This is a genomic window from Pseudomonas sp. SDO5591_S426, from assembly GCF_054070755.1.
This window is the reverse complement of the sequence record NZ_JBSVXD010000006.1, coordinates 67,635-81,473: the sequence shown is the minus strand read 5'-3', so window position 1 is coordinate 81,473 and position 13,839 is coordinate 67,635. Positions and strand designations below refer to the sequence as shown.

The 13,839-nt window shown below is 60.6% G+C and carries 10 protein-coding genes; 7 read left to right on the top strand and 3 right to left on the bottom strand.

Annotation, left to right across the window (positions count from 1 at the left end):
* The first annotated feature begins 160 nt into the window (after positions 1–160).
* The 7 genes from ACW9JC_RS02940 (at position 161) to ACW9JC_RS02910 (ending at position 10,166) form a co-directional block, all read left to right on the top strand.
* The gene (locus ACW9JC_RS02940) at positions 161–1,129 is read left to right on the top strand and encodes a LysR family transcriptional regulator (RefSeq protein ID WP_457453458.1); all 969 of its coding nucleotides are present in this window, start codon (positions 161–163) and stop codon (positions 1,127–1,129) included.
* Positions 1,130–1,793: 664 nt separating this feature from the next.
* The gene (locus ACW9JC_RS02935) at positions 1,794–2,954 is read left to right on the top strand and encodes an efflux RND transporter periplasmic adaptor subunit (RefSeq protein ID WP_338582898.1); all 1,161 of its coding nucleotides are present in this window, start codon (positions 1,794–1,796) and stop codon (positions 2,952–2,954) included.
* Positions 2,951–6,064, top strand: a complete 3,114-nt coding sequence (locus ACW9JC_RS02930; protein ID WP_457453456.1) for a multidrug efflux RND transporter permease subunit — start codon at positions 2,951–2,953, stop codon at positions 6,062–6,064. The genes ACW9JC_RS02935 and ACW9JC_RS02930 overlap by 4 nt, the downstream gene beginning before the upstream one ends.
* 9 nt (positions 6,065–6,073) lie before the next feature.
* Positions 6,074–6,751, top strand: a complete 678-nt coding sequence (locus ACW9JC_RS02925) for a heavy metal response regulator transcription factor (RefSeq protein ID WP_338582900.1) — start codon at positions 6,074–6,076, stop codon at positions 6,749–6,751.
* Complete coding sequence (locus ACW9JC_RS02920) at positions 6,741–8,105, top strand: heavy metal sensor histidine kinase (protein ID WP_457453454.1); 1,365 nt, start codon at positions 6,741–6,743, stop codon at positions 8,103–8,105. The genes ACW9JC_RS02925 and ACW9JC_RS02920 overlap by 11 nt, the downstream gene beginning before the upstream one ends.
* Positions 8,106–8,241: 136 nt before the next feature.
* Entirely contained in the window at positions 8,242–8,466 is a 225-nt protein-coding gene (locus ACW9JC_RS02915) for a hypothetical protein (protein WP_457453452.1), read from the top strand.
* 200 nt (positions 8,467–8,666) lie between these two features.
* Positions 8,667–10,166, top strand: coding sequence for a diguanylate cyclase (locus ACW9JC_RS02910; protein WP_457453451.1), 1,500 nt, complete (start codon positions 8,667–8,669; stop codon positions 10,164–10,166).
* Between the two features lie 122 nt (positions 10,167–10,288).
* Here the strand turns inward: ACW9JC_RS02910 and lpxC are convergent, their stop codons facing one another.
* From lpxC to ftsA, 3 genes are all read right to left on the bottom strand, one after another.
* Positions 10,289–11,200, bottom strand: a complete 912-nt coding sequence (gene lpxC, locus ACW9JC_RS02905; protein ID WP_338582905.1) for a UDP-3-O-acyl-N-acetylglucosamine deacetylase — start codon at positions 11,198–11,200, stop codon at positions 10,289–10,291.
* 112 nt (positions 11,201–11,312) lie between these two features.
* Complete coding sequence (gene ftsZ, locus ACW9JC_RS02900) at positions 11,313–12,506, bottom strand: cell division protein FtsZ (RefSeq protein WP_053154973.1); 1,194 nt, start codon at positions 12,504–12,506, stop codon at positions 11,313–11,315.
* Positions 12,507–12,577: 71 nt separating this feature from the next.
* Positions 12,578–13,837, bottom strand: a complete 1,260-nt coding sequence (ftsA, locus tag ACW9JC_RS02895; protein ID WP_338582907.1) for a cell division protein FtsA — start codon at positions 13,835–13,837, stop codon at positions 12,578–12,580.
* Positions 13,838–13,839: the final 2 nt, after the last annotated feature.

Below are 13,839 nucleotides of genomic sequence, written 5' to 3'. Positions count from 1 at the left end.
GCTCCTACAACGGATCGGCGCAATTCTATGGGTGGCCGGTGTAAGCGATAAGCTGGGATTCCTGTGAATCTTTGTTACCGTTAACGAGATAATCCCTTGGTCGGGGTCTCAGACCCTGAAACTTCGTGTCACAATTTGCCATCGAACCCGAGAGCACCCCATGGACACTTTGCAAAACATGCGCGCCTTCAGTTACGTGGCCGAAGCCGGCAGCTTCACCGCCGCCGCCGTGCAACTGGACACCACCACGGCCAACGTCTCGCGCGCGGTCTCCAATCTGGAGGCCCATCTGCAAACCCGTCTGCTCAACCGAACGACCCGACGCATCGCCCTGACCGAAGCCGGCAAGCGCTACCTGCTGCGCTGCGAGCAGATCCTGGCCTACGTCGAAGAAGCCGAAGCCGAAGCCAGCGACGCCCACGCACGTCCGGCCGGGCAACTGAAAGTGCACACCATGACCGGTATCGGTCAGCACTTCGTGATCGACGCCATCGCCCGCTACCGCAAGACCCACCCGGACGTGACCTTCGACCTGACCATGGCCAACCGCGTACCGGACTTGCTGGACGAGGGTTACGACGTGTCCATCGTCCTGGCCCGCGAACTGCCGGACTCGGGCTTCGTCTCCCAGCGCCTGGGCATCACCTTCAGCATCGTTTGCGCCTCCCCGGCCTACGTCAAAGCCAACGGCTGCGCACAAAAACCCAGCGACCTGCTCAACCACGCCTGCCTGCGCCTGGTGAGCCCGGTCATCCCCCTGGAAAAATGGGCCTTCGACGGCCCTGACGGCCAGGAAATGGTCACCATCAACAGCTCACCGTTCCTGGTGAACTCCGCCGACGCAATGAAATCGGCGATCACCAGCGGCATGGGCGTCGGCGTCCTGCCGCTGTACGCAGCGATCGACGGCTTGCGCGACGGCACGCTGGTGCGCGTCATGCCCAAATACCGCTCGCAGGAACTGAACCTGTATGCGATCTACCCTTCGCGGCAATATCTGGATGCGAAGATCAAGACCTGGGTGGAGTATCTGCGGGGGTCGCTGCCGGAGTTGTTGGCCGCGCATCAGGCGGAATTGGCGGCGTATGAATTGAGCGGGAGTCTGGGTGGGGTTCGGGTGGCGAATTGAGTCGCTCCTACAATTAAATTGTGGCCATGCCTGTGAGAGATTGGTCGGCTGGCAGACCGCCATCGCCAGCAGGCTGGTTCCCACAGTTGGATTGGGTACATCTGTAGAAATCAGGTCGGCTGGCAGGCCGCCATCGCTGGCAAGCCAGCTCCCACAGTGGATCGGCGTACACCCAGGCTTTTCACCACTCAACAGGCCGAGCGTTAGCTCGCCTGCAGCTTTTGATCCACCCGCCCCATCGGAAGGCTGAGTGGAGGTGTTTATCCGGGGAGTGGCGCGCAGCGCCGTTCGACGCAGTCGAACACGCTGCATGTAGGTCGTCGCGCAGCAGACCGGAGGGCAGTGTCCCCGGATGAATACCGGAGCGAAGAAACCCCGAGCCTTAGCGAGGGGCCGTACGTTCGGGGCGAGACCTTTTGGTTCCTTTTGGCTGGGCCGGCTTCCGGGCGTTTGCCAAAAGGGACTCGCCGTAAGGGCGAAACCATACGCCGCCGTTACAAAAACAACGGATATGTACTCAATCACCCCATAGCTTGGTCGGCTATAAGGCCGCCAAGGCCCAAACTGACAGCGCCGTCAGTTAGCAGTCACCTTCCCGACCCCCAAACAGGTTTATAAAGGAAAATACCTTTCGACCAAAAACCAGCCCTGGCGCCCCACTCGCATGCGAATCCAGCAAAAACCCGCCCTGCTCGTCGCCCTCCTGATCATCCTGGCAGCGCTGGGCCTGTGGTACGCCACCAAACCCGCCAAGGCAAAACTCGCCGCCCCCACCGCCATTCCCGTACGCGTGGTCAGCGTCGCCGAAAAAGACGTCCCCCGCTTCGTCAGCGGCATCGGCTCGGTCCTGTCCCTGCACAGCGTCGTCGTCCGCCCGCAAATCGACGGCATCCTCACCAAAATCATGGTCAAGGAAGGCCAACTGGTGAAAAAAGGCGACCTGCTGGCCACCATCGATGACCGCTCGATCCGCGCCAGTCTCGATCAGGCCCAGGCACAACTCGGCGAAAGCCAGGCGCAACTGCAAGTCGCACTGGTCAACCTCAAGCGCTACAAACTGCTGAGCGTCGACGACGGCGTCTCCAAACAGACCTACGACCAACAACAGGCACTGGTCAACCAACTCAAGGCCACCGCCCAAGGCAATCAGGCTTCGATTGATGCCGCCCAAGTGCAACTGTCCTACACGCAGATCCGCTCCCCGGTCACCGGTCGCGTCGGCATTCGTACAGTGGATGAGGGCAACTTCCTGCGCATGACCGACACCCAAGGCCTGTTCACCGTCACCCAGATCGACCCGATCGCCGTCGAGTTCTCCCTGCCGCAGCAAATGTTGCCCACCCTGCAAGGCTTGATCAGCGATCCGCAACACGCTCAGGTAAAGGCCTACATCGGTGCCGACACCGACGGCGAAACCGGCAACCTGCTGGGCGAAGGCCATCTGACCCTGATCGACAACCAGATCAATGCCAACACCGGCACCATCCGCGCCAAGGCCGAATTCAACAACGCCGGGCAGAAGCTCTGGCCTGGCCTGCTGGTGACGGTAAAGATTCAGACCGCACTGGATAAAGATGCGCTGGTCGTACCGCCCAACGTCGTACAACGTGGCCTCGACCAGCATTTCGTCTACCGCCTCAATGGCGACAAAGTCGAAACCGTGCCGGTGCAAATGGTCTATCAGGACAGCGGCCAGAACATCATCAAAGGCGTGCAGCCTGGGGATAAGTTGGTCAGCGACGGTCAGTCGCGACTCAAGCCTGGCTCGACGGTGCAGGTGCTGACCGATCCGCCGCAAGTGGTGCAATCGGAGTCGACACCATGAAGGGCCATGGTTCGGTTTCAGCCTGGTGCATCGATCACCCGGTGGCGACCATTCTCCTGACCTTTGCCTTGGTGCTGCTGGGCGCAATCGCCTTCCCGCGCCTGCCCATCGCGCCACTGCCGGAAGCGGAGTTCCCGACCATCCAGGTCGCCGCACAACTGCCCGGCGCCAGCCCGGAAACCATGGCATCGTCGGTCGCCACGCCCCTCGAAGTGCAATTCAGCGCCATCCCCGGCGTGACCCAGATGACTTCGAGCAGTGCGCTCGGCTCGACCAACCTGACCCTGCAATTCACCCTCGACAAGAGCATCGACACCGCCGCCCAGGAAGTCCAGGCCGCGATCAACACCGCCGCCGGCAAGCTGCCCAAGGACATGCCAAACCTGCCGACCTGGCGCAAGGTCAACCCGGCCGACAGCCCGGTGCTGATCCTCAGCGTCAACTCGTCGCTGATGCCCGGCCCGGAGCTCAGCGACCTGACCGAAACCCTGTTGTCCCGTCAGCTCAGTCAGGTCGACGGTGTAGGACAGGTCGCCATTACCGGTCAGCAACGTCCGGCGATTCGCGTCCAGGTCTCGGCGGACAAACTGGCAGCAATCGGCCTGACCCTCGCCGACATTCGTCTGGCGATCCAGCAAACCAGCCTCAATCTGGCCAAAGGTGCGCTGTACGGCGAGTCGAGCATTTCAACGCTTTCGACCAACGATCAACTGTTCCATCCCGACGAATACAGCCAGTTGATCGTTTCCTACAAGGATGGCGCACCGGTTCACCTCAAGGACGTCGCCAAAGTCGTCAACGGTTCGGAAGATGCCTACGTGCAGGCTTGGGCCGGCTCACAGCCAGGCGTGAACCTGGTGATCTTCCGCCAGCCCGGCGCCAACATCGTCGAGACCGTGGATCGCATTCAGGCGGCACTGCCGGGGCTGGAAGCGATGCTGCCGGCCTCGGTGCAGGTCAAGGTGCTGATCGACCGCACCCAGACCATCCGCGCGTCCTTGCATGAAGTGGAAATTACCCTGCTGATTGCCGTCATGCTGGTGGTGGCGGTGATGGCGTTGTTCCTGCGTCAACTGTCGGCCACGTTGATCGTATCGGCGGTACTCGGCGTGTCGCTGATCGCCAGTTTTGCCCTGATGTATGTGATGGGCTTCAGCCTGAACAACCTGACGCTGGTGGCGATCGTGGTGGCCGTGGGGTTTGTGGTCGACGATGCGATCGTGGTGGTGGAAAACATTCACCGCCATCTGGAGGCCGGCGACGGCATGCGCGAGGCGGCGATCAAAGGCGCCGGGGAAATCGGTTTTACCGTGGTGTCGATCAGCTTCTCGTTGGTGGCGGCGTTCATTCCGCTGCTGTTCATGGGCGGCGTGGTCGGGCGGCTGTTCAAGGAATTTGCCCTGACCGCCACCTCGACCATCATGATTTCGGTGGTGGTCTCGCTGACCTTGGCGCCAACCCTGGCCGCGCTGTTCATGCGTGCGCCGGTGCACCATGCCCACGACAAACAGGGCTTCGGTGAACGCCTGCTGGCGTGGTACGAAAAAGGCCTGCGCCGCGCCCTCGCCCACCAGAAAACCATGATCGGTGTGTTCGCTGTGTCGCTGGCTCTGGCCGTCGCTGGCTACATTTTCATTCCCAAGGGTTTCTTCCCGATTCAGGACACCGGTTTCGTCCTCGGCACCACCGAAGCCGCCGCCGATATTTCCTACGGCGACATGGTGAAAAAACACTTGGCGATGGCCGAAATCGTCGCCGCCGACCCCGCAGTCGAAACCTTCTCGCACTCGGTCGGTGTGTCCGGCAGTAACCAGACGATCGCCAACGGCCGGTTCTGGATCACCCTGAAAAAACGCGGTGACCGCGATGTCTCGGCCAGCCAGTTCATCGACCGGATTCGCCCGCAATTGATGAAAGTGCCGGGCATCGTCCTGTACTTGCGTGCAGGGCAAGACATCAACCTCAGCTCCGGCCCGAGCCGCGCCCAGTATCAATACGTGCTCAAGAGCAACGATGGCCCGACCCTGAGCACCTGGACCCAGCGCCTGACGGAAAAACTGCGGGCTAATCCGGCGTTCCGCGATATTTCCAATGACCTGCAACTGGGCGGCAGCATCACTCACATCAGCATCGACCGCAGCGCTGCGGCGCGTTTTGGTCTGACCGCCAGCGATGTCGACGAAGCGCTGTACGACGCATTCGGCCAGCGCCAGATCAACGAATTCCAGACCCAGATCAACCAGTACAACGTGATTCTGGAACTGGACACCAAGCAGCGCGGCAAGGCCGAAAGTCTCAACTATTTCTACCTGCGCTCGCCCCTGAGCGGCGAGATGGTGCCGCTGTCGGCGCTGGCAAAATTCGACGCACCAACCATCGGCCCGCTGTCCATCGCCCACGATGGCATGTTCCCGGCCGCCAACCTTTCGTTCAACCTCGCGCCCGGCGTGGCGTTGGGCGATGCGGTGATCATGCTCAATCAGGCCAAGGCCGATATCGGCATGCCGGCGGCCATCAGCGGTAACTTCCAGGGCGCGGCGCAGGCGTTCCAGAGTTCGTTGGCCAGCCAGCCGTGGCTGATTCTGGCGGCGCTGGTGGCGGTGTACATCATTCTCGGCGTGCTCTACGAGAGCTTCGTGCATCCGCTGACGATCATTTCGACGCTGCCTTCGGCCGGCCTCGGTGCGGTGATCATGTTGTGGATCTGCGGCCAGGATTTTTCGATCATGGCGCTGATCGGGCTGGTGTTGCTGATCGGTATCGTGAAGAAGAACGGCATCCTGATGATCGACTTCGCCCTCGAAGCGCAACGCAACGGTGGCTTATCGCCGGAAGAGGCGATCTTCAAAGCCTGTATCACGCGGTTCCGGCCGATCATCATGACCACCCTCGCCGCCCTCCTCGGCGCCCTGCCGCTGATGCTCGGCTACGGCACCGGCGCCGAACTGCGCCAACCCTTGGGGATCGCGGTGGTCGGCGGCTTGCTGGTGAGCCAGGCGCTGACGCTGTTCACCACGCCGGTCATATACTTATGGCTGGAGCGGTTATTTCATCGGCACACTCTCTCACCAGCGCCTCCGCCCGTGCCGGCGCTGGCAACCACAGACTGAGGCGGGGTCATGCGCGTTCTGATTATCGAAGACGAAGAAAAAACCGCGGACTATCTGCACCGCGGCCTGACGGAACAGGGTTACACCGTGGACCTCGCCCGCGATGGGGTCGAGGGTCTGCACCTGGCGCTGGAAAGCGACTACGCGGTGATCGTCCTCGACGTGATGTTGCCGGGCCTCGATGGCTTTGGCGTGCTGCGCGCGCTGCGTGCACGCAAGCAAACCCCGGTGATCATGCTCACCGCCCGCGAGCGTGTGGAGGATCGCATCAGAGGCCTGCGCGATGGCGCCGACGATTACCTCGGCAAGCCGTTTTCCTTCCTCGAACTGGTGGCGCGCCTGCAAGCGCTGACCCGCCGCAGCGGCGGCCATGAACCGGTGCAAGTGAGCATTGCCGACCTGTGGATAGATTTGATCAGCCGCAAGGCGACCCGCGCGGGCTCGCGTCTGGACCTGACCGCCAAGGAGTTCTCGCTGCTCAGCGTTTTGGCCCGGCGTCAGGGTGAAATCCTCTCGAAAACGGCGATTGCCGAGATGGTCTGGGACATCAATTTCGACAGCGACGCCAACGTCGTCGAAGTGGCGATCAAACGCCTGCGGGCCAAGCTCGACGGGCCGTTCGAAGAGAAATTGCTGCACACGATCCGGGGCATGGGTTATGTGCTGGAGAGCCGTGGTGTCCAGTAACTCGATTGCGCTGCGCCTGAGCGGGATGTTCACGCTGGTGGCGCTTTTGGTGTTTTTGTTGATCGGTTGGGCGCTCTACCAACAGGTCGACAAGGGGCTTGGCTTGTTGCCCGAAGCGGAACTGGACGCGCGTTACAGCGTGCTCGAATCCACCGTCGGCCGTTACGGCACGCCCGAGCATTGGGTGAAGATCAACAACAAGCTCAAGTTGCTCGGCGAAGAAGACAAGCGCATCAGTTTCTGGATCGTCAGCGGCGATCCTCGCTATGAATACGGCAACCCGACGCCGCAGATCCGCGCTTTTGCCGAAGGGCCGCTGGGCATGCGCGACATGCAACTGCCGGATCAGCCCTACCCGCTGAAAGTGCTGGTCAGCCAGTTCCCGGCCAAGGACCAGCGCCCGCCGCTGCGCTTCATGATCGGCATCGACACCGAGACCTTTCACCAGACGCAACATCAACTGCTGATCGCCCTGATTGCACTGGCGATTGTCGGCGTGCTGATGGCTTCCGCGTTGGGGTATTGGGTGGCACGGATCGGGCTCAAACCGCTGATCAAACTGTCCCATGAAGCCCAGCGGCTGGCCCCGCCGTTGCGCTCGGGGCGCTTGCGACTGTCGCCGTTGCCGCCGGAACTGAATCAGTTCGTCAACGCGTTCAACTCCACGCTGGAGCGGGTCGAACAGGCCTACTCGCGGCTGGAATCGTTCAACGCCGATGTCGCCCATGAACTGCGTTCGCCGTTGACCAACCTGATCGGCCAGACCCAGGTGGCGCTGACTCGCGGACGTTCCGCCGAACATTACTTCGAGGTGCTGCAATCGAACCTCGAAGAGCTTGAACGGTTGCGCTCGATCATTAACGACATGCTGTTCCTCGCCAGCGCCGATCAGGGCAGCAAGGCCACCAAACTGACGTCCACTTCGTTGGCTGATGAGGTAGCGACGACCCTGGAATACCTGGACTTCATTCTTGAGGACGCTCGAGTCGAGGTGCAGGTCAGCGGTGATGCCCAGGTGCGAATCGAGATCGCGCATCTGCGCCGGGCGCTGATCAACCTGTTGAGCAACGCGGTGCAGCACACCGAGCCCGGGCAGGTGATTCAGGTACGCATCGAAGCCGAGGAGCATCAGGTCAGTATTGGTGTCGCCAATCCCGGATTGCCAATTGCCAGCGAGCATCTGCCGCGCCTGTTCGAGCGCTTCTACCGTGTCGACGCTTCGCGCAGCAATAGCGGCAACAATCACGGTCTGGGGCTGGCGATCGTCAAGGCGATTGCGTTGATGCACGGCGGCGATGTGTTTGTGCGCAGTGACCATGGAATGAACACCTTCGGTATCCATCTGCCTGTCTGACAGGTTCGGGCCGCGTTCGGACGATCTTTGCTTTTTGCGTAACAGTCCTTTCATGAATCCGCTCTTTTTCCCGGCGCCCGACATCCCTATCTTTGCCCGCACCAAACAGCACTTGCCAAGCAAGAAGGTTTTAAAGATGTCCAACAGTATGGGTATTGCCAGCGCTTTCGTTTTGTCCTCTTTGTTCCTGTCTCCGTTCGCCATGGCTGAAGAGTCGCAGGCCTTCGTCGCGCACAACACTGCACGCGCCGCCGCTCTCGAAGAGCAGCAGATCGAGATGACCGCCAAAGCCCAGGAAGCCACCCAGGCTCCGCAAGCATCCAGCGCTCAGGACCAGACCCAGGCCCTGAAAGACAGCTGATTGCTGCACCTCGCTCCAGTTTCCCTCGACACTTTTCATCGGCTCTTCCCCTTGGAAAGTTGTCCGCCAAGCCGCTGCCATCAGCGGCTTTTTTTCGTTTTGACTTAACTGTTGTTCATTGCAAATGCCGCAACGATGGCCGCCGGCTGCTAGGGTTATGGGACTACGCTTACCCAGTCATTCCAGCAGACATCAGCCCCATGACCGAACGCCGTACCCCACCCGCTTCAGGCAGCACCGGACGGCCCGAGATCCTGGTCATCCTCGGCAGCAGCCTGACGGTCATTGCGATTCTCAGCATCGTGGCCTTTTTGCTGATCCGCGAACACGCCAACGCCCAACAAGCGGCCACTCGCAGCGCAACCACCGTCGCACAATTGATCGACGCCGACGTGCTGCGCACGGTGGAACTCTACGACCTGACCCTGCAGGGCCTGATCGCCGCTGCGCAACGGGACGACCTCAAGCAGGTTTCAGCGCAGGTCCGCCACCTGGTGCTCTTCGATCGTTCCACCACGGCGCGCTACAAGGGCGACATCCTGTTGCTGGACAAGCACGGCGAGGTGCTGGCCGACTCGTCGTTGATCGAGCCCAAACCGGGCAACTTCGCTGATCGCGATTATTTCCTCACCCATGCCTTCAACCGCGACAGTGGCATGTTCATCAGCCGGCCGTTCAAACCCCGCTGCGACTGCGCCTACAGCGACGAATGGCAAATCAGCTTCAGTCGGCGCATCTCTTCGCCCACCGGGGAGTTTTTAGGTGTGGCGGTGGCCTCGATGCGCCTGGCTTACTTCGATCAGTTGTTCAACAGCCTGGACATCGGCACCGGCAGCACGTTGGCCATCATCAACGACGATGGTGTTCTGTTGGCGCAGAAACCGTTTCTCGAAGGCAACTCGATCGGCAAAAGCTTCGCCACCCGGCCCAACGTCGTGCGCATGTTGCGTGAGGGCAGTGGCAGCTTCGACAGCGTATCCAGTGTCGACGAGCAGCAACGCCTGTACACCTTCAGCCGGGTCGGCAATTTGCCCCTGACGGTTATCGTCGCCCTATCCGGTGATGAGGTGTTCGCCACCTGGAACCGCACGGCCATTGTGATCAGCGGCGCCACCGGCATCCTGTGCATTGCGTTGCTGTGGCTGACCTGGCTGCTCTGTCGCGAGCTGCGTCTGCGCTATAACGCCGAGCAAGAGTTGGCGCAACTGGCGGCCACCGATGCCTTGACCGGCGTGGCCAACCGGCGAACCCTCGATCAGACCCTGCGCCACGAATGGTTTCGGGCCCAGCGGTCGGGCAAACCGATGTCGGTGCTGATGATCGATGCCGATCACTTCAAGGCGTTCAACGACCGTCATGGCCACCAGGCCGGCGACGAAGCGCTGCGTTCACTGGCTGAAGTCATTGGCGCCAACGTGCATCGCCCGACAGACCTGGTGGCCCGCTACGGCGGCGAGGAGTTTTCGGTGATCCTGGCGGAAACCGGCCATGAAGGCGCGCGGCAGATCGCCGAGCATATCCGTGCGCAGGTGGAGCAACTGCCCTTGGTGGCGCCTGATGAATCGCCGATGACCGTGAGCATTGGCATCAGTACCTGGAACACCGCGAGCGACATCAGCCTGGAGCAATTGCTGTTTTTGGCGGACAAGGCGCTGTATCAGGCCAAGGAAAGGGGGCGGAATCGGGTGGTGGCCGCCTGAAATCTGCGGCGCTCCCCATCGCGAGCAAGCTCGCTCCCACGGTAGATCGTGTTCTCACAAAATCCAGGCATAAAAAAAGGCCACCCGAAGGTAGCCTTTAAAAAACTAGAGAGGTTTTTTACTTACACGGCCGCAACAGGGCGCATGTAAGAGATCGGTGCAGTGCTGGCGTCTTCGAACGTCACGACTTCCCAGGCATCTGTCTGCTCAATCAACTTGCGCAGCAGCTGGTTGTTCAGTGCGTGGCCGGACTTGAAGCCCTTGAACTCACCAATCAGGCTATTGCCCAGCAGGTAGAGGTCACCAATTGCATCGAGAATCTTGTGCTTCACGAATTCGTCTTCATAACGAAGGCCGTCTTCGTTCAGTACACCGTCCGAGTCGACGACGATAGCGTTTTCAACGCTGCCGCCGAGTGCGAGATTGTGCTTGCGCAGGTACTCGATGTCACTCATGAAACCAAAGGTACGGGCGCGGCTGACTTCTTTTACGAACGAAGTGCTGGAAAAATCCACGCTTGCACTTTGTGTGCGGTCACGGAAAACCGGGTGATCGAAATCGATCTCGAAGCTCACCTTGAAACCTTCGAAAGGGACGAAAGTGGCGCGCTTGTCGCCGTCTTCCACTGTCACTTCACGCAGGATGCGGATGAACTTCTTGGCGGCGTCCTGTTCTTCCAGGCCAGCCGACTGAATCAGAAATACGAAGGGTCCAGCGCTGCCATCCATGATCGGGACTTCGGACGCGGAGAGCTCGACGTAGGCGTTATCGATGCCCAGGCCAGCCATGGCCGAGAGCAAGTGCTCCACCGTATCCACTTTGGTGTCACCGTTGACCAACGTGGTCGACATCGTGGTTTCACCAACGTTTTCCGCGCGGGCAGGAATCTGCACCGCAGGGTCCAGGTCGGCACGAACAAACACGATGCCGGTGTCGACAGGCGCAGGCTTGAGGGTCAGGTAGACCTTCTCCCCGGAGTGCAGACCTACACCTGTGGCACGGATAATATTTTTCAGTGTGCGTTGTTTAATCATGGCTTGGGCCGCTTCAGCGCAAATTGCGAACTGGTATCAACAAAGGCTGGCGATGATAGCAGACCACGCCTTTGCTGAACACCAATCACCTTCATAGCCCTGATACATTTCATCAATCGGCCTGACGACGCAGGAATGCCGGGATGTCCAGGTAATCCAGATCGTCTTGCGGATTCATCTTCGCGGCAGCTGCAGCACCGGCCTGAGCCTGGTTGCGCATGACGGTCGGACGGTCCAGGTCGCGGTAGTTCACCGCTGGAGCTTCCTGACGAACAGGGGCTTGTTGTTGTGGCTGCGAAGCCATCGAAGTGTGAACGGTATTGTCGATGACCTTCACAGGCTTCTCGATTTTAGCGCCCAGACCGGTCGCAACGACAGTCACGTGCAGCTCATCACGCATGTCCGGATCGATAACGGTACCGACCTTGACCATCGCGTGCTCGGAAGCGAAGGCTTCGATGATGCTACCCACGTCGGAGTACTCACCCAGGGACAGGTCAGGACCGGCGGTGATGTTCACCAGGATGCCGCGTGCGCCTTGCAGGTTCACGTCTTCGAGCAACGGGTTGCGGATGGCCGCTTCAGTCGCTTCACGTGCACGGTTCGGACCGCTGGCGCAGCCAGTGCCCATCATCGCCATGCCCATTTCGCTCATCACGGTCCGTACGTCGGCAAAGTCGACGTTGATCATGCCCGGACGCTTGATGATGTCGGAGATACCGCGAACGGCACCGGCCAGTACATCGTCAGCCTTGGCGAAAGCCGACAGCAGGCTGGCGTCTTTACCGAGGATGGTCAGCAGCTTCTCGTTGGGAATGGTGATCAACGAGTCGACGCTTTCAGACAGCAGACGAATACCCTCGTCGGCCAGCTGCATGCGCTTGCGGCCTTCGAACGGGAACGGACGGGTCACCACCGCAACGGTGAGGATCCCCATTTCCTTGGCCACTTCGGCAATGATCGGCGCAGCACCGGTACCGGTACCACCGCCCATGCCAGTGGTGATGAACACCATGTTGGTGCCCTGCAGGACTTCGGCAATGCGCTCACGGTCTTCGAGAGCGGCCTGACGACCTACTTCAGGGTTGGCGCCGGCGCCCAGACCTTTGGTCACGCCGGTACCCAGTTGCAGGATGGTCCGCGCGCTGATGCTCTTCAGCGCTTGGGCATCAGTGTTGGCGCAGATGAACTCAACGCCTTCAATGTTGCTCTTGACCATGTGGTTGACAGCGTTGCCGCCGCCTCCGCCAACACCGATAACCTTAATGACCGGGCTTGCGGGGATGTTGTCTACGAGTTCGAACATTTTCCCTCTCCTTTACGTTCTCTAGTTTTTTCGCCTACTGCGTGTATCTACAACGGTGCTGCGGTAAATCTTCAGAAATTGCCCTGGACCCAGCTCTTGATGCGATCGAGCAAGGCGCCTTTCGGCTCTTCGTTGCTGTAGCTGTCGCGACTGCCGATGCCCGAGAACGAAATGCCGTCGGATTGCTTCTGCAGGCCGTACATCAACAGGCCAACACCAGTGGAATAAATCGGGTTGCGGACCACGTCATCCAGGCCCTTCACGCCGTGAGGCACGCCCAGGCGTACCGGCATGTGGAAGATTTCCTCGGCCAGTTCGGTGGCGCCTTCCATCTTCGACGTACCGCCGGTCAGCACGATGCCGGCCGGGATCAGGTCTTCGTAACCGCTGCGACGCAGTTCGGCCTGGATCAGCGTGAACAGCTCGTCGTAACGCGGCTCTACCACTTCGGCCAGGGCCTGTCGGGACAGCTCGCGCGGTGGACGGTCGCCAACGCTTGGCACCTTGATGGTTTCACCGGCACCGGCCAGTTTGGCCAGGGCGCAGGCGTAGCGAATCTTGATTTCTTCGGCGTACTGGGTCGGAGTGCGCAACGCCATGGCGATGTCGTTGGTCACCTGGTCGCCGGCAATCGGGATCACCGCGGTGTGACGGATCGCGCCTTCGGTGAAGATCGCGATGTCGGTGGTGCCGCCACCGATGTCCACCAGGCACACGCCCAGTTCTTTCTCGTCGTCGGTCAGCACCGAGTAAGCCGAAGCCAGTTGCTCGAGAATGATGTCGTCGATTTCCAGACCGCAGCGACGCACGCATTTTTCAATGTTCTGTGCGGCGTTGACGGCGCAGGTGACCACGTGAACCTTGGCTTCCAGACGTACGCCGGACATGCCCAGTGGCTCGCGGACGCCTTCCTGGTTATCGATCACGTAATCCTGCGGCAGGGTGTGCAGCACGCGCTGGTCAGCCGGGATCGCCACGGCCTGAGCGGCGTCGAGCACGCGCTCGAGGTCGGCGGAGCTGACTTCGCGATCACGAATCGCCACGATGCCGTGGGAGTTCAGGCTGCGGATGTGATTGCCGGCCACGCCGACAAATGCCGAGTGAATGCGGCAACCAGCCATCAGCTGCGCTTCTTCGATCGCGCGCTGGATCGACTGCACGGTGGACTCGATGTTCACCACCACGCCTTTCTTCAGGCCACGGGACGGATGGGTACCGATCCCGACGATATTCAGCGTGCCGTCGTCCCCGACCTCGCCCACCAGCGCCACCACTTTGGAGGTGCCGATATCGAGACCGACGATCATTTTGCCGCTTTGCACGTTTGCCATGG